The 20,249-nt window shown below is 64.3% G+C and carries 18 protein-coding genes; 9 read left to right on the forward strand and 9 right to left on the reverse strand.

Annotated elements, in window-relative coordinates; genetic code table 11:
• Positions 1-152: 152 nt before the first annotated feature.
• A complete protein-coding gene (gene ileS / locus BLR85_RS09915; protein WP_093154806.1) occupies positions 153-3,086 on the reverse strand; it encodes an isoleucine--tRNA ligase in 2,934 nt (977 codons plus the stop codon).
• 416 nt (positions 3,087-3,502) lie between these two features.
• Here ileS and BLR85_RS09925 point away from each other — a divergent pair, with 416 nt between their 5' ends.
• The gene (locus BLR85_RS09925) at positions 3,503-4,081 is read left to right on the forward strand and encodes a GNAT family N-acetyltransferase (RefSeq protein ID WP_093154815.1); all 579 of its coding nucleotides are present in this window, start codon (positions 3,503-3,505) and stop codon (positions 4,079-4,081) included.
• Positions 4,082-4,184: 103 nt separating this feature from the next.
• Here BLR85_RS09925 and BLR85_RS09930 read toward each other — a convergent pair whose 3' ends face one another.
• The 4 genes from BLR85_RS09930 to hisI all read right to left on the reverse strand — a co-directional run bounded on the left by BLR85_RS09930 (position 4,185) and on the right by hisI (position 6,412).
• The gene (locus BLR85_RS09930) at positions 4,185-4,514 is read right to left on the reverse strand and encodes a TfoX/Sxy family DNA transformation protein (protein ID WP_093154819.1); all 330 of its coding nucleotides are present in this window, start codon (positions 4,512-4,514) and stop codon (positions 4,185-4,187) included.
• 46 nt (positions 4,515-4,560) lie between these two features.
• Positions 4,561-4,713: a hypothetical protein gene (locus BLR85_RS29090; RefSeq protein WP_170844520.1), complete on the reverse strand. Its 153-nt coding sequence runs from the start codon at positions 4,711-4,713 to the stop codon at positions 4,561-4,563.
• Positions 4,714-4,866: 153 nt separating this feature from the next.
• Positions 4,867-5,943: an AbrB family transcriptional regulator gene (locus BLR85_RS09935; protein ID WP_093154824.1), complete on the reverse strand. Its 1,077-nt coding sequence runs from the start codon at positions 5,941-5,943 to the stop codon at positions 4,867-4,869.
• 109 nt (positions 5,944-6,052) lie between these two features.
• Entirely contained in the window at positions 6,053-6,412 is a 360-nt protein-coding gene (gene hisI / locus BLR85_RS09940) for a phosphoribosyl-AMP cyclohydrolase (protein WP_093154829.1), read from the reverse strand.
• A gap of 70 nt (positions 6,413-6,482) precedes the next feature.
• Between hisI and BLR85_RS09945 the strand changes: the two genes are divergently transcribed.
• The 5 genes from BLR85_RS09945 (at position 6,483) to BLR85_RS09965 (ending at position 12,317) form a co-directional block, all read left to right on the forward strand.
• Positions 6,483-6,929, forward strand: a complete 447-nt coding sequence (locus BLR85_RS09945; RefSeq protein WP_093154834.1) for an iron-sulfur cluster assembly scaffold protein — start codon at positions 6,483-6,485, stop codon at positions 6,927-6,929.
• Positions 6,930-7,179: 250 nt separating this feature from the next.
• Positions 7,180-7,716, forward strand: a complete 537-nt coding sequence (gene ubiT / locus BLR85_RS09950) for a ubiquinone anaerobic biosynthesis accessory factor UbiT (protein WP_093154839.1) — start codon at positions 7,180-7,182, stop codon at positions 7,714-7,716.
• Positions 7,703-8,713 (forward strand): ubiquinone anaerobic biosynthesis protein UbiU, encoded by a 1,011-nt coding sequence (gene ubiU, locus BLR85_RS09955; RefSeq protein WP_093154844.1) that lies wholly within the window; start codon positions 7,703-7,705, stop codon positions 8,711-8,713. Before ubiT ends, ubiU begins: the two co-directional genes overlap by 14 nt.
• A gap of 5 nt (positions 8,714-8,718) precedes the next feature.
• On the forward strand, positions 8,719-9,642 hold the full coding sequence (gene ubiV, locus BLR85_RS09960; protein WP_244520678.1) for a ubiquinone anaerobic biosynthesis protein UbiV: 924 nt from the start codon (positions 8,719-8,721) through the stop codon (positions 9,640-9,642).
• A 128-nt stretch (positions 9,643-9,770) separates the two neighbouring features.
• Positions 9,771-12,317 carry a cation-translocating P-type ATPase gene (locus BLR85_RS09965; protein WP_093154854.1) on the forward strand — a complete coding sequence of 849 codons (2,547 nt, stop codon included), beginning with the start codon at positions 9,771-9,773 and terminating at the stop codon, positions 12,315-12,317.
• A 207-nt stretch (positions 12,318-12,524) separates the two neighbouring features.
• On the opposite strand, the gene BLR85_RS09970 is transcribed toward BLR85_RS09965, so the two are convergent.
• The 4 genes from BLR85_RS09970 to acsA are packed head-to-tail and all read right to left on the reverse strand — an operon-like array spanning position 12,525 to position 17,700.
• A complete protein-coding gene (locus tag BLR85_RS09970) occupies positions 12,525-12,773 on the reverse strand; it encodes an acyl carrier protein (RefSeq protein WP_093154859.1) in 249 nt (82 codons plus the stop codon).
• Positions 12,770-13,963 carry a dihydrolipoamide acetyltransferase family protein gene (locus BLR85_RS09975; RefSeq protein WP_093154864.1) on the reverse strand — a complete coding sequence of 398 codons (1,194 nt, stop codon included), beginning with the start codon at positions 13,961-13,963 and terminating at the stop codon, positions 12,770-12,772. The genes BLR85_RS09970 and BLR85_RS09975 overlap by 4 nt, the downstream gene beginning before the upstream one ends.
• A 3-nt stretch (positions 13,964-13,966) precedes the next feature.
• On the reverse strand, positions 13,967-15,961 hold the full coding sequence (gene pdhA, locus BLR85_RS09980) for a pyruvate dehydrogenase (acetyl-transferring) E1 component subunit alpha (RefSeq protein ID WP_244520679.1): 1,995 nt from the start codon (positions 15,959-15,961) through the stop codon (positions 13,967-13,969).
• A complete protein-coding gene (gene acsA / locus BLR85_RS09985; RefSeq protein ID WP_093154869.1) occupies positions 15,958-17,700 on the reverse strand; it encodes an acetate--CoA ligase in 1,743 nt (580 codons plus the stop codon). The genes pdhA and acsA overlap by 4 nt, the downstream gene beginning before the upstream one ends.
• 48 nt (positions 17,701-17,748) lie before the next feature.
• Between acsA and BLR85_RS09990 the strand changes: the two genes are divergently transcribed.
• The 3 genes from BLR85_RS09990 to BLR85_RS10000 are packed head-to-tail and all read left to right on the forward strand — an operon-like array spanning position 17,749 to position 20,248.
• Positions 17,749-18,933, forward strand: coding sequence for a 4Fe-4S dicluster domain-containing protein (locus tag BLR85_RS09990; RefSeq protein ID WP_212635057.1), 1,185 nt, complete (start codon positions 17,749-17,751; stop codon positions 18,931-18,933).
• A gap of 3 nt (positions 18,934-18,936) precedes the next feature.
• Positions 18,937-19,407 (forward strand): cyclic nucleotide-binding domain-containing protein, encoded by a 471-nt coding sequence (locus BLR85_RS09995; protein WP_093154874.1) that lies wholly within the window; start codon positions 18,937-18,939, stop codon positions 19,405-19,407.
• On the forward strand, positions 19,400-20,248 hold the full coding sequence (locus tag BLR85_RS10000) for an FAD/NAD(P)-binding protein (protein WP_093154880.1): 849 nt from the start codon (positions 19,400-19,402) through the stop codon (positions 20,246-20,248). Before BLR85_RS09995 ends, BLR85_RS10000 begins: the two co-directional genes overlap by 8 nt.
• The last annotated feature ends 1 nt before the right edge of the window (position 20,249 follow it).

Genomic DNA, 20,249 nt, shown 5'->3' on the forward strand with positions numbered 1-20,249 from the left:
AATTCTCCTCCCAGTTCGAGACCCTCTCAGATGGGAGTATCTGCCGAGACCGCCAATTGCACAAATGCAAATGCGGCCACAGCCGGTTTCAAGACCTCGCTGGCCATGAAACTGGCGGGCACCGTTTTCACACGCGGCACCCGCCGTTCTTATCAGCCCAAAGCGTCCGAACAGCGCTTGCAGGTACCCTCGTGTGCATGCGTGCCGACATCGGGCAGGATCTTCCAGCAGCGCTGGCATTTCTCACCCTCGGCAAGCGCAAACACCACGCCGACCCCAGGCACCTCGTCCAAGGTGAAGGCACCCTCGGGCGCAGCCCCTTCGGTGAGCGTCAACTGCGAAGCGATGCAGACATCGGCGAAATTCACCGTGCGCAGCAGCGTCACCAGCGTGGCATCCTCGACGAAGACTTCCGGTGCCGCTTCGAGGCTGGAGCCGATCACCTTCTCCCGGCGCTGTACTTCCAGCGCGGCGGTGACCACGCGGCGTACATTGCGCACACGCTCGACCAACTGGGCCAGTTCGGGCTTGTGCCAGTCGGCCGGCGTCTCGGGAATATCCTCCAGATGCACCGAGCTGGTCTCGCCGGGATAACGCTCCAGCCACACCTCTTCCATGGTGAAGACCAGCACCGGCGCGAGCCATGTGGTCAACCGTTGGAAAAGGATATCCAGCACGGTCAGCGCCGCGTGGCGGAACTGGCTGTCATCGGCATCGCAATAGAGCGAGTCCTTGCGGATATCGAAATAGAAGGCCGACAGGTCCACGGTGGCGAAATTGAACACCTTCTGGAAGACGCCCTGGAAATCATAGGCGTCGTAGCCCTTGCGGACTTCCTGGTCCAATTCGTACAGACAGTGCAGCACCCAGCGTTCCAGCGGCGGCATATCCACCGGCTTGACCGGCTCGATCTCGTCGAAATCGCCGAGCGAGCCGAGCAGGAAGCGCATCGTGTTGCGCAGCCGGCGATAGCTGTCGGCGACATTCTTCAGGATCTCCGGGCCGATCCGCAGGTCGGCGGTATAATCCGACTGCGCCACCCAGAGACGCAGGATATCGGCGCCATACTGCTTGATGACCTGCTCGGGCGCGACCGTGTTGCCGAGCGACTTGGACATCTTGTTGCCCTTCTCGTCCAGCGTGAAACCGTGGGTCAGCACCCCGCGATAGGGCGCACGGCCATTGGTGCCGCAGCTTTGCAGCAGCGAGGAGTGGAACCAGCCGCGATGCTGGTCGGTGCCTTCGAGGTAAAGATCGGCAATGCCGTCCTCGGAACCGTCCTCGCGGTCGCGCAACACGAAAGCATGGGTGGAGCCGGAATCGAACCAGACGTCGAGCACGTCGAAGATCTGCTCGTACTCTTCCGGGTTGTGATCCTTGCCGAGGAAACGCTCCTTGGCCCCCTCCATGTACCAGACATCGGCGCCATCGGCCTCGAAGGCCTCGACAATGCGCGCATTCACCGCCGGGTCGCGCAGCAGGAAATCGGGATCGTCGGGCAGCGCCCCTTTCTTGACGAAGCATGTCAGCGGCACGCCCCAGGCACGTTGGCGCGACAGCACCCAGTCGGGGCGACTCTCCATCATGGAGTAGATCCGGTTGCGTCCCGTCTCCGGCGTCCATTTCACCGCATCGATGGCGTTGAGTGCGCGTTGGCGGATCGTCTTGCCGAGCGCGTCCTGCCCGTCACCCACGTCCCGGTCGATGGAGGCGAACCATTGCGGCGTGTTGCGGAAGATGAGCGGCGCCTTGGAGCGCCAGGAATGCGGGTAGGAGTGCTTGATCCGGCCCCGCGAGATCAGCGCGCCGACGCCGGCCATGGCGTCGATCACCCGCTTGTTGGCATCCTTCTCCTTGCCCTTGTGGTCAAAGATCAGGGCACCGCCGAACAGCGGCAGGTCAGGGCGGAAGGAGCCGTCTTCCAGCACGTTATGGGTCATCCTCAACCCGTGCTTGACGCCGAGGATGAAGTCGTCTGCACCGTGGCTGGGCGCGGTATGCACGAAGCCGGTACCGGCCTCGTCGGTGACGTGATCGGCCGGCAGCAGCGGAACATCATAATCCCATTCGCCCTCGCCGCCCTCGATGCCGCGGAACGGGTGCGCACAGACCATCAGGTCAAGCTGTTTGGCGCTGATATCCTCCTTGCGCTCATAGGCATCGACGCGGGCGGCCTTCATCACCTCTTCCGCGAGGTTGTCGGCAAGCAGGTACTCGTCGCCAACCTTGGCCCAATTCTCCTCCGACGCCTCGGTGACCTTGTAGAGGCCATAGGACAGCTCGGGATTGAAGGCCACGGCGCGGTTGGAAGGGATGGTCCAGGGCGTGGTGGTCCAGATCACGACATTCACGCCGCGCTGCGGCTGGCGCGCACCGTTGGCGTCGAGCGCGCGCACGACCGGGAACTTGACCCAGATCGTGTGACTCTGGTGGTCGTGATATTCCACCTCCGCCTCGGCCAGCGCGGTCTTCTCGACCACGGACCACATGACGGGCTTGGAGCCCTGGTAGAGCGTGCCGTTCATCAGGAACTTCATGAACTCGCCGGCGATCACCGCCTCGGCGTGGTAATTCATGGTCAGGTAGGGATCATCCCAGTTGCCGGTCACGCCAAGCCGCTTGAATTCCTCGCGCTGGATACCGACCCATTCCGAGGCAAAGGCGCGGCATTCGCGGCGCAACTCGACAACCGGCACCTCGTCCTTGTTCTTGCCCTTCTGGCGGTACTGCTCCTCGATCTTCCATTCGATGGGCAGACCGTGGCAATCCCAGCCAGGGATATATCGGGAGTCGCGGCCCATCATCTGCTGGGAGCGCACCACCATGTCCTTGAGGATCTTGTTGAGTGCATGCCCGATGTGAAGGTTGCCATTGGCATAGGGAGGGCCGTCATGCAGCGTGAAGGGCTTGCGCTGCTCGGTTTTGGCCTTGTCTCGCAGACGGTCGTAAACCCCGATCTTCTCCCATCGCTCCAGCCACGCGGGCTCGCGCTTGGGAAGTCCCGCGCGCATCGGAAAATCGGTCTGCGGCAGGTTGAGGGTGGACTTGTAGTCGGGGGAGTTCATTTCCGGCGTGTCGGCGCACATGGGTCGCGTCCTTTGGGTATTCGTCATGTTCGAGGGTTCGGTCGGCGCGGGCAGCCCATGCGCCTTGTCCCGGCGGCTCGTCTTTCAGAGCGCCGGGCCGGTAATTCGAATGATGATCGACCATATCAGCATCTTGATCGCGGCCTTAGCGCAATCATGCGGAAGGGTCCAGAGGGGCGATATGTACCGACTGCCACGGGAAGGAGCGCGCAGCGGTGAACGCATCGGAGCAAAAGCACGGTGAAGGCCAATACAGGCAAGAACTGCGGACCGTTTTGTCGCTCTCGGTTCTGTCGCCGATGGCAGTAGCCTGCGCTAGGCCGGGGCTAGGCAGATTGTCGGCCAGGTTGGTTTTGCCCGCAATGCGGCCGCGCAATCCCAATTCTTGAACGTCCCTATGCGGCACTACATTTTCGTTGATTTCGTCCACCGGCAAAACAAAGCTTGAGCGAGGTTCAAGCCGACGGGGTGTGCAGTTGGGCGTGGTTTCCATTCGTATGGCAGAAGACGCTGACGATTTCGATGTTGCACGCGCGTTGTGCCGGGATTGGTTGGATTGGCACTGGCGCCACTACCCGAGCGATTGGCCGAAAGGGGCCGACCATCCAATGGACCCTGAAAGGTTCGAGGCAATCTTGCAGGATCTGCCAAAGCTTCATCGACGACCGCATGGTGGAATTCTTATTGGCTCAATCGGCAAGCTGCCCGTCGGGTGTGTGATGTACCACGAGGCAGAACCAGGGATCGCAGAATTTAAACGGATGTTTGTGAGCGAAAGCGGTCGGGGCCATGGACTTGGACGACTGATGCTGCAGCACATGTTCGATCAGATGATTGCAGACGGCTATCGAAAGGTTTTCTTTTCCTCGGCAGTTTTTTTGACCCATGCAAGAGCCATGTATGAAAGCGTCGGTTTTGTGGGCATTCCCCACCCTGCGGGGTTTCCGCAGGCATGGCGTGAACGTGAGTATTTCATGGAGCGCGCCCTCGTATAGCGGTGGTTACGCATTGGTCATTCCCTGCGTGTCGGCCTCCATCGGTTCGTCTCGTCTCCGGGTTTGCTTGAGAATGGCTCGAAACTGGCTTTTCCAGCCCTCCCTACCGCCTCAACCCGGTACCGATCTGGTCGAGAAACCGTTCCATCTCCGTCAGACCGCTCTCTCGACTGCGGGCGACGATGGCGTCGAAGCGTCGTCGTAATGCGTCCTTTTCCTTACCCTTGCAATCGTTCCAGGGTCGGCCCTGCAACCCCATTTCGATCACGTAGAAACCGATGAAATGCGGACGGGTTCCCGCCTCAAGAAGGCGGCGATAGGTTTCGTCGGCCCCCAACGCGCGCAACTCTTCCGCCGAGCCGATACCGGCACGGGAACAGGCCTCTTCCATCGCGGGGCCAAGGTTGCGGATAGACGATACGGGGGTCGGCATGTGCGGCAGGGTAATCGTCCTGCCTGTCAGGGCAAGTGCCCGGAAATCAGATGCTGGCGAAATCTTTGAATTTGAAACGCGGTTTGCGCCCGAGTTCCGGCGTGGGCTTTGGTTGCTCATGTGCCGGATCGCGGTTTGTGCGCATCTCGGGCAGGCGCTCGGGCTGCGGTTTCGGCGGCGGTGTCTGAAAATCACTCATCTTTCTATACTCTTTTCTGGCGTCCTTCGTCGCAGGTCGTTGGTCCTGCAATGAAAGCAGAAAAGGTTAACGAGAAACAGGAAATTCGCCCAGATTGACAGAATGTTTCCAAAACAGGGGGCAATGTTGCAACAAAGTGATTCAGGCAGGTGTCTACTTGTCGGATCGCGAAGCCGAGATCAGGCGCGCGCCGATCACGCGAAACAGAAGCGGCATGGTGAAGAGGATGATCACGATACGGGCGACGTGCATCGTCGAGACATAGGCCACGTCCTGTCCCATCGCGAGCGAGAGCAGCGACATTTCGGTCAACCCGCCAGGCGAATAGGCCAGCACGCCCTGCGGAAGGCTCGTTCCGGTCAACGGGCCGAGAAGCGCGGCAAAACCCGTCGTGACACAAAGAAGCAGCATGGTCGAACCGAGGCCGAGCACCATGTCCCGCCCCATCGTGGCCGGGCTGACGCCGGCAAAACGGCAACCGAGGACGGTGCCGATGGTGATCTGCGCGGCCACGACGAAGATCGACGGCGGAGCGATCGTCACCGCTTCTAGCATATGCGCGGCGGCAGAGACGATCATCGGTCCGAATAGCTGCGGCGCGGGCAGGCGCAGCAACTTCCCCCCGAACACCCCGACCAGCCCGCAGGCAAACAAGAGCGCACCATCCGGAAGCGAGAGATCCCCGAGCGCCACCCAACTCCCCGGCCCGCGCACGGCGCGGATATCGAGCAGGAGGGCGAAGACCAGCGCTATTGTCGAGATGGTGATGAAAACCCGAAGCGCATGGGCCAGCGCGATACGGGCCTCATCGCCCCCCGCCTGTCCTCCAAGGATGATCATCTCGTTCAAACCGCCCGGCGCGGCACAGAAAAAGGCGTCTACCGGGCTATAACCGCCGATCCGGCGGTAGAAAGCATAGCTGACGGCGATGGCGGCGAGCAGGAAGACCGGCAACAGCAACAAGGTTCCCGTCCAGGCCCCGATCTGGCTGAACATGCCGGGATGGAAGCTGGAGCCGAGCATCACCCCGATGACGGGAATGACGATGACACGCAATCCCGACGGGCCACGCACCGGCGCACCGGCGAGCGCGGCCAGTCCGCAGCCGAGCATGGGTCCGAGCATCCAGGGCAAGGGCATACCGATCCGGCGGGCGAGAATACCCGACAGGATGCCGATCGTGCCTGCCAGCAGGATCTTGGGCCAGAGGGAAGAAGGCAATTGGGTCATGTGCAATATCCGTTACGGCCCATTGCCACGGCCACAACGCGCTGCGCAAGCGCCAGATGCGCGCGCCTCCACTCCTGCGGAAGACCCGGCCCGCAACCCCGTCCCCCAATCACGCCATCGGTTCGCTCAGGATCGCTTCCTCGCCGTCGCGCAGCGCGGTGTAGAAACAGCTACGCCGGTTGGTGTGACAGGCCGGCCCCTCCTGTTCGACCAGCACAAGCAGGCAGTCGCGGTCGCAATCCAGCCGCATCTCGACAAGTTTCTGCACATGACCCGACGTCTCGCCCTTGACCCAGAAAGACTGCCGGGAGCGGGACCAGTAGGTCACCCTGCCCGTCTCCAGCGTCCGCGAAACGGCCTCCGCGTTCATCCAGGCCATCATCAGCACTTCGCCATTCCCGGCATCCTGGGCAATTGCCGGGATCAGCCCCTGTGCGTCGAAGCGCAGGCTCTGCGGATCGAATCCCATCGTCTTTCCTTTGCAAATCGCGACTGCAGGGTTACATAAAGACTTTCCCTGCCGGTATCAGGACACGCACATGGCCAGCGATCTCGACCTCGTCAAGCTCTATTCCGGGCGCATCCTGGCGCTTGCCGCCGACATCCCGCATCTGGGCCGGCTCGACAAGCCCTGCGGAACCATGCGCAAGCGCTCGCCGCTTTGCGGCTCGACCGTGACGGTCGATCTGCGCACCGAAAACGGCCGGATCGTCGATTTCGCGCAGGACGTGAAAGCCTGCGCCCTCGGGCAGGCCGCCGCCTCGGTGCTCGGGGCCAGCGTGATCGGACGCACCCGGGATGAGATCGAACGTGGCCGCGACCAGCTCTCGGCCATGCTGCGCGAAAACGGCCCCGTCCCGGACGCGCCCTTCGCCGATCTCGAAGTGCTTCTGCCGGCCCGCGAATTCACCAACCGGCACGCGTCGATCCTGCTCGCCTTCCAGGCAACCGCCGAAGCCATGGCAGAGGCCGAAAAAGCCGCCTGAACACCGGCGCCTCAAATTAGCAAACCCACTTCTCTTCCTGGCTGAAATACTCCGGGGAAGCGCTTGGCAGAACGCGCCGGGCAGCTCCCCCAGCCCTGCACCACGGTTCAAGCTGGGTTGCAGCCCCTGCTTGCCGGTTGTTCCAATACCGCGACAGGCGTAGAGCCAAGGCAAGCCATGCACATGCCTGGCGGCATATTTTGACTTCGGTCAATGAGGCTGCCGGCTCCCACGACTAGAAGTGCACCCCATGATAAACGCGCTGCCCGACCCGATCTCCCGCCGCCTTCCGCCGCTTGCGGACATGCCCGTGCCGCTCCTGCCGCTGCAGCCGATCCTCTACCGGATCGTGCGCCGCGTGGCCGAGAAGCATCCCGGACTCTTCGAGCGGCTCGGAAAGCACCAGCGCAGCAATTTCGTCATCGAGCTGACGGACCTGCCGCTGGCGCTGCACCTGCGCCCCTTCCCGCCCTCGCTTATCCTGCGGGCCGTCCGAAAGGACCGCCTGCCGAAACACGAGGCCCATATCGCGGGCGATTTCCGCACCCTGCTCGGCCTGCTCGATGCCGAGGTGGATGGCGACGCGATCTTCTTCTCCCGCGACCTCGTGATCTCGGGCGATACCGAGGCCGTCGTCACCTTGCGCAACGCGCTCGACGATGTCGAAGGTTCGATCGCCGAGGATGTGGCGGAGATGTTCGGCGCCGCCGGCCGCATGGCGCTGGCGCGGCTCAACGCCATGACCGAAAGCCAAGATTCCGAAGGAGCTTCCCATGACAACTGGTGAAGTCGTAGGCGAGCTCGTCTGTCCCGCCGGCACCCCGGCCTCGCTGCGCACCGCCGTCGATGCCGGTGCCGATTCCATCTATTGCGGCTTCCAGAACGCCACCAATGCGCGCAACTTCCCGGGGTTGAACTTCACGCCCAAGGAGTTGGCCGGCGCGGTGGACTACGCCCATGAACGCGGCGCGAACGTGCTGCTGGCGCTGAACTCCTACCCGCCCGCGGGCAAGTTCGACCTCTGGCGCGAAGCGGCTGACCTCGGCAACGAACTGGACGTGGACGCCTTCATCGTCGCCGACATGGCCGTGGCCCGCTATATCTCCGAAAAGCACCCCGAGCGCCGGATCCACCTTTCGGTGCAGGCCGCCGCCGCCAGCCCGGACGCGATCAACTACTATGTGCGCGAATTTGGCGTGAAGCGGGTCGTGCTGCCCCGCATCCTGACGATCCCCGAGATCCACGACATCAAGAGCGAGATTTCGGCCGAGATCGAGACCTTCATCTTCGGCAACCACGGGCTGATGGTCGAGGGGCGTTGCTCGCTCACCAATTACGCCACCGGGCTGTCGACCAACATGGACGGCGTCTGCTCGCCGGCCCACCTTGTCGAATACGTCAAGGACGCGGACGAAAACATGTCGACCCGCCTTGGCGGCTACACGATCGACCGTTTCGGGCCGCAGGAAAACGCGGGCTACCCGACGATCTGCAAGGGGCGTTACTGCAACGAAGTGCAGCCGGAGGGCTACTACGCCTTCGAGGAGCCGATCAGCCTCAACCTCTCCAAGTTGCTGCCCGACCTCATGGAGGCCGGCGTGACCGCCTTCAAGATCGAGGGCCGCCAACGCTCCCGCGCCTATGTGCGAAAGGTCGTCTCCGCCTTCCGCGCAGCGGTGGACGATATCCGCGCCGGGCGCGAGCCCCAACTGGCCGATCTGGTCGCCCTGACCGAGGGGCAGAAACAGACCGAAGGCGCCTACAAGACCAAGAAATGGCGGTGACAGAGATGAAACCCAGACTGACCCTCGGCCCGATCCAGTATTTCTGGAACGAGGACCGCAAACGCGACTTCTATGCCCGCATCGCCGACGAAGCCCCGGTGGACACCGTCTATCTCGGCGAGAATGTCTGCTCCAAGCGCCAGCCCTTCTTCGATCAGCATATCGAGGAAATGGCCGAACGGCTCCAGCGGGGCGGCAAGCGTGTCGTCCATTCCGGGCTCGCCGAGGTCATGCTCAAGCGCGAGCGCAAATCCTGCCACAATATGGCGAAGGCGGATGAGCTGGAGATCGAGGTCAACAATGCCGCCGGCCTTTTCCACCTCGCCCCCGGCCAGGCGCACCGCGTCGGCCCCTACATGAACGTCTACAGCGAAGAGACCATGACCTGGATGGCCACCAAGGGCGCAACCCACGTAACGGTGCCCACGGAGCTTCCCGGCAGCTCGGTCAAGGTGATGGCCGCGAAAGCCGCCGAGCTCGGGATCGGGCTGGAGGTGCAGGTCTTTGGCCGCGCCTGCCTGGCAACCTCCGCACGCTGCTACCACGCCCGCGCCTATGGACGCACCAAGGATAACTGCCAGTTCGTCTGCGATGAGCATCTCGACGGGATGGAGCTGAACACCCGCGACGGGCAGGCGTTCCTGCGCGTGAACGGCATCCAGACACTTTCGCATTCCTATGTGAACCTCTTTGCCGAAGCCCCCGCGATGGCCGCCATGGGCGTCACCGATCTGCGCCTGATGCCGCAGCAGACCGACATGGTGGAGGTCGCCCGCATCTTCGAAGCGATCCTCGACGGCAAGATCGACACGGACGCCGCGCAGGCCCGATTCGATGCGCTGGACATGCAGGCCCCCTTGTCGAACGGTTTCTGGCATGGCGAGGCTGGCCACCGCCGCATCACCGCCAAGGCCGCCAGCTTTGCCTGACCGGCCGGCGGTCGCGGTCAACAATCAGGTATGAAAGCGCCTGCGTTGCCCCGGTTTGATCCCGGTCAACGCGCGCTGACGGGCATCCGTTACGCTGGCTTCGTTCATCAGAGCGAAGAGGGGCACGCATGCCTCACGGCCTCAGCGAACGAGACATCGCCGCGCTTCGCAAAAAGCATGGCTGGAACGAATTGCCGGAGGCGCCGCCGCCCTCTGCGCTGTTGATGTTTGCGCGCCAGTTCACCGATCTTCTCGTCCTGCTCCTGATCGGGGCCGCCGCCATATCGCTGCTGATCGGGGAACTGGCCGATTTCATCGCCATCATCGCGGTCGTGCTGCTGAACGCGATCCTCGGTTTCGTCCAGGAATGGCGAGCGGAAACCACGATGCAGGCGCTGCGGCAGATGCTGTCGCCGACAGCAGTGGTCCTGCGCGACGGTGTCCGCCAGACGATCCCCGCGCGCGAGCTTCTGCCCGGAGACCTGATCTTGCTGGCCGAGGGCGACAGGGTGCCCGCCGATGGCGCATTGCATCGCGAGACCGGGCTGATGCTGGACGAAAGCGTTCTGACCGGCGAGTCGGTGCCGGTCTCCCGCAGCGCGGGTGAGGAGGTCGCCTCCGGAACGACCGTGCTCGGCGGTCATGCCGAGGCGAATGTCACCGCCATCGGCCAACAGACGCGCTTCGGGCGCATCGCCATGCTGGCCTCGAGCGTGCGCGACGTGCAGACGCAATTGCAGCGCGAGTTACATGGGCTGGCCCGCCAACTCGGCCTGATGGCGATTGCCGTGGCCGCCATGGTCATGCTCGCGGCCTTCCTGTCGGACCGCCAGCCGATCGAGGTTTTCATGCTCGGGCTGTCGCTCGCCGTGGCGATGGTGCCCGAGGGGCTGCCAGCCGTTGTCACCGTCACGCTGGCGCTCGGAGCGGGTGCGATGGCCCGGCAAAAGGCGCTTGTGCGCAACCTGCAGGCGGTCGAGACGCTCGGTGCGGCCAGCGTCATCTGCACCGACAAGACCGGTACGCTGACCGAGAACAAGATGACCGTGCGCAGCATCCGCACGCCTGACGCCACCTATGACGTGACCGGTAACGGCTATGATCCCGCAGGGCATATTGCCCGGGAGGGAAAAAAAATCCGCGCCGAGGGCGACCCGATCCTGGCCCGGCTCTGCCACACCGCTCTGATCTGCTCGCACGCGCGGCTGCTGCCCGGCGAGGATGGCTGGGAGATGATCGGCGAGCCGACCGAGGGCGCGCTTGTGACAATGGCAGCCAAGGCATGGGCCGATGCTGTCGATCCGTCCAGAGTCGTCGCTGAACGGCCCTTCAGCAGCGAGCGCAAACGCATGAGCGTGCTGGAACGCCGAGGGGAAGGCTTTGAACTGCACTGCAAGGGAGCACCGGAAAAGATCCTTTCGATCTGCGAACATGTGCTTCTTCGCGACGGCCCCGCCTCCATGGGAACTGCGGAACGCGCCGAAATCGCCGAGCAGTCCGAGCGAATGGCCCGCGACGGCCTGCGCCTGATCGCGTTGGCGTTTCGCCCCGATGCGCGCGAACCGATTGAGGAGGAAGGCCTTACCTTCCTCGGCCTGGTCGGTATGGAGGATCCGCCCCGCGCCGAGGTCCGGGACGCCGTGGCGCTGGCCGCGCATGCCGGCATTCGCACGCTGATGATCACCGGAGACCACCCGGCAACGGCACAGAGCATCGCAGGCCAGCTCGGCATCCCGGCCGACAGGGTTCTGACCAGTGACGACCTCGAAGAGATGGACGATACCGCGCTCGGCGACGCGCTGGCCGGCCCCGTGGCCTTCGCCCGCGTGCGTCCCGCCGACAAGCTGCGCATCGTGGCGGCGCTACAGGCCTGCGGCGCTGTTGTGGCCATGACCGGCGACGGCGTGAACGACGCCCCTGCCCTCAAGAAGGCCGATATCGGCCTGTCCATGGGCATCCGCGGCACCGAGGTCGCCAAGGATGCCTCCGACCTCGTGCTGCTCGACGACAATTACGCCAGCATCGTCCGCGCGGTACGCGAAGGACGGCGGCAATTCGAGAATATCCGCAAATTCGTCCGCTACCTTCTCTCGTCGAATACCGGCGAGGTCGTCGCGCTGATGGTCAACCTTGTCATCGGTGGGCCGCTCATTTTCCTTCCGACACAGATCCTGTGGATGAACCTGGTGACGGACGGCGTCACCGCGGTCGCACTTGGGGTGGAGAAATCCGAGCCCGGCCAGATGAAGGTTCCGCCGCGCGATCCGAACAAGCGCCTGCTCGGCCTGTCAGCGCTTCCCGTCATTCTGACTTTCGGTCTTTATACCAGCGGGGCGTCTCTCTGGATTTTCTACTCGCTGCTGGATCTCGGCACCGACCTTGCCCGCACCGCCGCCTTTACCAGCATGGTCATCTTCGAGAAAGCAAGCGTCTTTGCATTCCGCAGCCTGCGCGATCCCTGTTGGAAGATAGGCTGGGGATCGAACCCGATGCTTTGGCTCGCCTTTTCCGCAATGGTCCTGGCCCAAATGGCCGCAGTCTACTGGGCACCGCTGCAAGCAATGCTGCACACGGTTCCGTTGGGACTGCGCCACTGGGGGATGATCCTGACACTTGCCCTGCCCCTGATCGTGCTACCGGAAACCGTGAAATCGTTTCGGAAGAATGATGCCTGATACGCGTGCTGCGGCCCTTTGAGGGCGCGCGCTTCGCGCGCGGGAACTATCCTGGGGATCGTGCCTCCGGCGGGGATATTTATCGAAAGATGATATCAAGCGAAAACCCGTTTCCTCTTTCCGAAAATATCCTGGGGGAGTGCTCGCAAGAGTGCGGGGGCGAAGCCCCCACATCCTCTCCGCAATTGCCCGGTTGCAGCCGTCTTCTCAGGCCGCCAGTCTTCGGCTCAGATAGGCAGCAGCCAGGGCAGGCGTGGCGATCTCCACGTATTCCTGCTCGGGGATATCCACCCCGAGGCGCGCATGGAGCGCGGCCACGAGGTTGAGCACATCCATCGAATCCAGTTCCAGATCGTCCTGGATATGGTCGTCCGCGCCGATTTCGTCGGACTCCAGGTCCGGAGCGACTTTCAGGAGTTCCTCCAGAAAGACTTTTCTTGCTTCATCCTGTGTCATAGGGCCTCCGGGTTTTGCAATGCCGTGTCGATCTCGGCGAGGAAGCGGTTGGCCTGGCGGCCATCGCTGACGCGGTGATCCGCCGAGAGGGTAAAGGTGGCGAGCAGCCTTGGAACAATTTCCCCCTCCACCACCCATGGCCGGATCTTCGGCGCACCGATGGCAAGCAGCGCCACCTGCGGCGGGAAGATGATCCCCGCCATCGCGTCGGCCCCCTTCTCGCCCAGGGCGGAGACGGTCAACGTGCCGCTTGTCATCTCCGAGGAGCGCAGGCGCATGGCCCGGGCACGGGCGACGAGTTCCTTCATCGCCGCCATCAGATCCGGCAGCGCCAGCTTGTCAGCCTCCGGAATAGCGGGCGCAATCAGCCCACCGCCGCGCAGCGCGACCGCCACGCCAAGATTCACCTGCGGTGCCGGGGTGAAGCCATCAACGCCATAATGGCCGTTCATCTCCTTCACCTTGGCCGCCGCGAGCGCTGCCGCCTTCATGAACAATGTGCCCAGCAGGATACGCTCGGCAGGCGGCACCGCCGCATTGCGGGCGGCCAGCCAGTCGGAGGCGGTCTGGATGTCGACGCTCTGGGACAGTTGGAAATGCGGGATCTCGCGCTTGGAGCGCTGCATCGCCGCCGCGATGGCCTTGCGCATCTCGACCATGGCATCGGCGGGCTTCGTAGGTTTGGGTGTCTCGCGACGTTCGGGCGCGGTGGTCTCCACATCGGCGAGAACCACGGCCCCGCCCGGGCCGCTGCCCTTTAGCGCGCCAAGGTCCACGCCACGTTCGGACGCCCTTTGCCGGGCTGCCGGGGAGGCGGCAATGCCGAGCGTGGCGGGCCTTGGTTGCAGGCCCTCGGAGGCTGCGGGTGCCACCGTCGCCAATTCGGGCGCGGGCGCGACCACCTCCGGAGCCGTTCCGGTTGTCGGCGCCGCCGGAGCAGACGGCGGCGCCTCCCCCGCGGCCAGGATCGTCGCGAGCGGGGCGCCGACGGGCAGCTTGGCGCCTATCTCCGCATCCAGCGACTGAATGATCCCGTCCTCGAAGATCTCGATCTCGATGGCGCCCTTCTGGGTTTCCACGACAGCGACGATGTCACCGCGCTTCACCGCGTCCCCCGGCGCGACCAGCCATTCGACCAGCGTTCCGGCTTCCATGTCGGCGCCAAGGCTTGGCATCTGGAACACGCCCATGGCTCACCTCCCCAGCGTGGCTTTGGCCGCCGCAACGATCTGGGCGACCTGCGGGATGGCAGCCTGTTCGAGATGCGATGGATAGGGGATCGGCACCTCGGCTGAGCAGACACGGCCAACGGGTGCGTCCATGTGCCAGAAGACCTGTTCATGGATACGGGCTGCGATCTCGGCCGAGAGCGAGCCGCTCTTCCAGCCTTCATCGACAACAACCGCCCGCCGCGTACGTCCCACCGACGCCATGATCGTGGCATCGTCCAGCGGGCGCAGAACCCGCAGGTCGATCAACTCGGCCTCGATGCCGTCAGCCGCGAGTTCGTCCGCTGCTTCCAGCACCTTGTGCAGCGAGCCGCCATAGGTGATGAGCGTCACGTCATTGCCCTGCCGACGGATCGCGGCCTTGGAAATGTCGACCGGTCCGGCATTTACGTCCAACGGGCCGGTGCGATTGTAAAGCATCACGTTCTCGAAGATCAGCACCGGGTCCGGATCCTCCAGCGCGGTCCAGAGCATGCCACGGGCATCCTCCAGCGTGGCGGGCGCCAGCACCTTCAGCCCCGGAATATGGGCGAACCACCCTTCCAGCGAATGCGAGTGCTGCGCGGCGAGCTGCTTGCCTGCGCCGGTTGCCATGCGGATCACCACGGGAACGCCGAACTGGCCGCCGGACATGTGGCGGACCGTGGCGGCGGTATTGAGGATCTGGTCGAGCGCGAGCAGCGAGAAGTTCACTGTCATCACCTCGACGATGGGCCGCAAACCGTTGGCGGCAGCCCCGATCCCTGCCCCGGTGAAGCCGGATTCCGAGAGCGGCGTGTCGCGGATACGATCTTCGCCGAACTCCTCCAGCAGGCCCTTGGAGACCGCGTAGCAGCCACCATAGGCGCCCACATCCTCGCCCATCAGGAAGACCCGCTTGTCGCGCTTGAGCGCGTCGCGGATACCCTGCTTGACGGCTTCGCGATAGGTCACCTCCTCGGTCTTGCCGGACGGGGCGACCGGAAGCGGGTCCGGGCGCGGCTCGGCCATGGTGTGTTTGGCCAGGTCCTCCACCGGCTCCCAAGTCCCGTTCTCGGCAAAATCGACGGCAAGGGCGATCTCGGCATCGACCATCTCCTCGATCCGGGTGATGTCCTCGGCATGCAGCAATGCGTTCTCCAGCAGCCAGTCCTGGAAGCGGTGGATCGGGCCGCGCTTGCGCCAGCTCTCGATCTCTTCCTTGCTGCGGTAAAGCTGCGCGTCGAACATCGAATGCGGCCGGAAGCGATAGGTCTTGCACTCTAGGAACACAGGCTTTCCGCTCTCCCGGATATGCCGGATCGCCGAGCGCGCGGCGACCTCCACCGCGACCACGTCCATGCCGTCGACCTGCCGGCTCTCGATGCCATAAGCCTTGGCCTTGTCGTGGATATCGGTATCGGAATCGTAGCGCTCGATGGCGGTGCCCATGGCGTAGCCGTTGTTTTCGCAAACGAACAGCACCGGCAGGTTCCAGAGCGCGGCGAGGTTCATCGTCTCGTGGAACTCCCCTTCCGCCGCCGCACCGTCGCCGAAGAAGCAGGCGGTGACGTGGTTGTCGCCCCGCAGCCGATCGGCCAGAGCGATGCCGGCCGCCAGCGGCAACCCGCCGCCGACAATGGCATTGCCACCGTAGAAATTGGTCGCGGCATCGAAGATATGCATCGAGCCGCCACGGCCGCCCGAGCTGCCCTCGGCCTTGCCATACATCTCGGCCATGACCTCGGTCATCGGCACCCCGCGCGCCAAGGCCTGGCCATGCTCGCGATAGGTGGCGACGATCTTGTCATCGGGGCCGAGCACCGGGATCACCCCGGCGGCAATCGCCTCCTCGCCGTCATAGAGATGCAGGAAGCCGCGGATCTTCTCCTGCTGATAGAGCTCAGCGCATTTATCCTCGAACTTCCGGATCCGGATCATTCCCGTCAGCAGTGACAGGACGTGGTCTCGCGTCAGGCGCGGTTTGTCCATCACGGTCATGTCTCGTCAGTCTCCAGGGTTGAAATATCCCCCTCGGGAAGGCCCAGTTCGCGCGCCTTCAGCAGGCGGCGCATGATCTTGCCCGAACGGGTCTTGGGCAGCGTGTTGCGGAACACGATCTCACGCGGGGCCACCGCTGGCCCGAGCTTCTTGCGGGCATGGCCGCGGATAGAACGCTCAAGCTCTTCGTCAGGGGTGTAGCCCGGTTTGAGAGTCACGAAGGCCTTGATGACCTCGCCCGCCGTCTCGTCCGGCACGCCGATCACGCCCGCCTCGGCCACGGCCTCATGCTCGATCAGCGCGCTTTCGACCTCGAAGGGGCCGACAAGGTGGCCGGAAGACTTGATCAGGTCGTCGGCGCGTCCGACGAACCAGTAATACCCGTCCTTGTCCCGCATCGCGAGATCACCGGAGAGGTACCAGCCATCGACGAAGCACTTGTCGTAGCGCGCCTGCTCGTCGAGATAGGTCCGCATCATCGAGGGCCAGCCGGGCCGCAGCGCCAGCTCGCCAATGTCGCCGTCAGCGAGTTCCTTTACCCCGGTGCTGGTGCGCTCGACGATCCCGGCCTTGATGCCGGGCATCGGCTTGCCCATGGAGCCGGGGCGGACATCCGCCGCGGCAAGGTTGGCGATCATGATGCCCCCCGTTTCGGTCTGCCACCAGTTGTCGTGGAAGGGCTTGCCGAAGACACGGTTGGACCAGACCACCGCCTCGGGGTTCAGCGGCTCGCCGACCGATGCCAGGAAGCGCAGGCCAGAGAAGTCATAGGGCTTCGTTGCGTCGTCGCCCGCCCGCATCATCATGCGGATCGCGGTCGGCGCCGAATACCAGACCTCGACCTTCTCCTGTTCGACGGTCGTGTACCAACGGTCGAGGTCGAACTCCGCCTCGTCGACGATCATCGTCACCCGGTTCACCAGCGGTGAGATGATGCCGTAGGAGGTGCCGGTGACCCAGCCGGGATCGGCCGTGCACCAATAGATCGTGCCAGGTGTCAACTCCAACGCGTAACGCCCTGAAATTGCGTGATACATCACCGCCTTATGGACATGCACCGCACCCTTGGGCTTGCCGGTGGTGCCGGAGGTGAAATGTATCAGCGCCCGGTCCTCGGGCATGGTCCGCGCGGTCTCGAAATCCGGGCTGGCCTCCGCCATCGCCGGAGCAAGGGCGACGCAGCCCTCGGGTGCCTCGTCACCGACGATCAGCACCAGCTTCAGCGTCGGGATCTCGGCGCACCATTTCGCGATCTTGCGGCGGTAGAGCGTTTCGGTCGTCACCAGCGCCTTTGCCGAACCGATTTCCATGCGGGTGCGGATCGGCTCCGGCCCAAAGGCCGAGAAGAGCGGCGTGAAGATCAGCCCCGCCTTCAGCGTGCCAAGTGCGGTCACGTAAAGTTCAGGCACCCGCCCCATCAGGCCAAAGACGCTGTCACCCCGCTCCAGCCCATGCGCCTTCAGCACATTGGCGAAGCGCGATGTGCGCTCAGCAAGATCGGCATAGGTGATTTCTTCGCGGGCATCGCCCTTGCCAAGCCAGCGGATCGCAACCTGCGCGCCCTGGCCGGCGGCGACATGGCGATCCACCGCCTCGTGGGCGATGTTCAGCGCCCCGTCCGGCAGGCCGTCCAGCATGGCCTCCGCGATATCCCAGGTGAATGTTTCACGCGTCTCGTCCGGGTGGGGAAGAGACGCACCTCGAGTCCCTCCGGACTCCTTCCGGATCGTCCCAAGCATGTTGGATTCCTCCCGCGGCGATTGTCGCACTCCGCGCGGAACGCCGCCATGACCCACGTCAACGCCAACCGGTCAAAAATCAAGAAATATAGGGCATGCGCCGTGCAGAAGACCGCGCAGGCACTGCAGGAAAGTTTCCCGGAGGACAGGATGGGGGAAAGCTTGTTCCTGAAGGATCCGCACCGATTGCTGGAGGACTGGCTTTCGGCCGGTTGGCGTGTGATTGCGCCGCTCCTGCGCGATGGTGCGCTTGTTCCGGACATCCTGCACGATCCCGAAGAGCTTCCACGGGGCGTTACCGACCGGCAGTCTCCCGGCAGTTACCGGCTTGAACCCGGAGCGTCCACGCGCTGGTTCGAGGCGGTTGTCGGCCCGCAGGGCTGGAAGCGCTGGCTCCATCCGCCGGAGCGCAAGCTCTGGTCGGCGCGGCGCGACGCGGCGGGCTTCGAAGTGACACCTGAGGCCGAGGAATGGCCGGCGACAATCTTCTTCGCCGTTCGGCCCTGCGACCTGGCCGCCATCGCCCGGCAGCAGGAGGTCTTTCGCCGCGCGGGCGACCCGGCCTATGCCGCCCGCCGCGCCGCGACGCGGATCGTGGCGGTCAATTGCGGGCGCAGCGCCGAGACCTGTTTCTGCGCCTCGATGCAGACCGGGCCGCGCGCGCAGGCCGGTTACGACCTTGCGCTGACGGAGATCGCGGACGGGCTGCTGCTGGAGATCGGCAGCGAAGACGGGACGGCGTTGCTCGATGCCCGCGCCCTGCCCGCCGCGACGGATGCGCAGGTTCGGGAAGCCGCCCGGCTGATCGAGGCCGCAGCCGCTTCCCAGACCCGCGCCATGCCGCCGGACATCGCCGAGCGGCTTACGGAAGTGGCGGACAGCCCGCGCTGGGAACAGGTCGCCAGCCGCTGCCTGCATTGCACCAATTGCACCGCCGTCTGCCCGACCTGCTTCTGCACCGATGTGACGGACCGCACGTCTCTCGACGGCGCGATGGCCGAGCGCTGGCAGCGTTGGGATAGCTGTTTCTCGCCGGATTTCAGTTATTTGCATGGTGGCCCGCTCCGGCGAAGAGCGGCCGCGCGCTATCGCCAGTGGATGACGCACAAGCTCTCCAACTGGCACACACAGTTCGGAAGCTCGGGCTGCACCGGGTGCGGGCGCTGCATCACATGGTGCCCGGTGGGAATAGATCTGGTTGCTGAGGCGCGGGCCTTGGCCAAGGGGGAGTAGATCATGAAGACACAAAGCATCGCGGAGATCCTGTCCGAGCACTCGATCCTGGGCCGTTTCGACGCGGATTCGATCGAGTTGCTGGCTGGATGCGCGCGCAATCTGCATTTCGGCGCTGGCGAGATGATCCAGCGCGAGGGCGACCCGGCAGCGCTGGTCCATGTGCTGCGCACGGGCGACGTGGCGATCGAGATTTCCGCCGCCCATATCGCGCCAACCGTGGTCGAAACCGTCCATGGCGGCGACATTCTCGGCTGGGGCTGGCTGATCCCGCCCTACCGGACGATGTTCGACGCCCGCGCCATGACAGAGGTATCCTGCGTCGCCCTGGACGCCGCCTGCCTGCGTGGCAAATGCGACGAGGACCCGCAGTTGGGCTACCAGCTGTTCAAATACTGGCTGCCGCACCTTGCGGCGCGGTTCCGCGCGCAGCGGTTGCAGGTGGCCGATCTCTACGGGCGCGACGATGATTGAACCGATCCGGATACCGTCGGCCCTGCTGCCCCGGCGGTTCCGGGTCGTCGTGAACTGCCCTGAACTGTCCGATGTCAGCACGCTGTCGATCCTCCCTCTCGACGGCACGCAGACCTCCGGCAAGCCGGGTCAATTCAACATGCTCTATGCGTTCGGGGTGGGCGAGATCGCGATCTCGATCTCCGGAAATCCCGCCGATACCGACACCCTGCTCCACACCATCCGCAATGTCGGCGCGGTCTCGGGCGCGCTCTGCGGTCTGCGCGAAGGCGCGATGCTGGGGCTGCGCGGGCCATTCGGCACCCCTTGGCCGGTGGAGGCGCAGGCCGGGCGCGACCTCGTCATCATCGCGGGCGGGCTCGGCCTCGCGCCCCTGCGGCCCGCGATCCTGCAGGCCCTTTCCATGCGGTCTGCATTGCGCAGCCTCTCCCTCGTGGTTGGCGCGCGCAGCCCGTCACAGATCCTCTATCCGGCGCAGCTGGCCGATTGGGCCGGCAGCGGCGCGCTGCGCATCTCGCTCACGGTGGACCGCGCCACACCCGGCTGGACCGGTATGGTGGGCGTTGTGACCACGCGTCTGGAGCGGGCGCTGGAGGGCTGCGATCCGGCCAATGTGAGCGCCTTTGTCTGTGGGCCGGAAGTGATGATGCGCCATAGCTGCCAGGCGCTCGAAGACCTGGGGGTTCCGGCGGCCTGCCAATGGATCAGCATGGAGCGCAACATGAAATGCGCCGTGGGCAGTTGCGGGCATTGCCAGTTTGGCCCCGATTTCGTCTGCCGCGACGGCCCGGTCTTCCGCTGGGACCGGATCGGCGCGCGCCTCAGGATCCGGGAGATCTGAG

Source organism: Aliiruegeria lutimaris, from assembly GCF_900099935.1.
In the GTDB taxonomy this organism is placed as follows: domain Bacteria; phylum Pseudomonadota; class Alphaproteobacteria; order Rhodobacterales; family Rhodobacteraceae; genus Tropicimonas; species Tropicimonas lutimaris.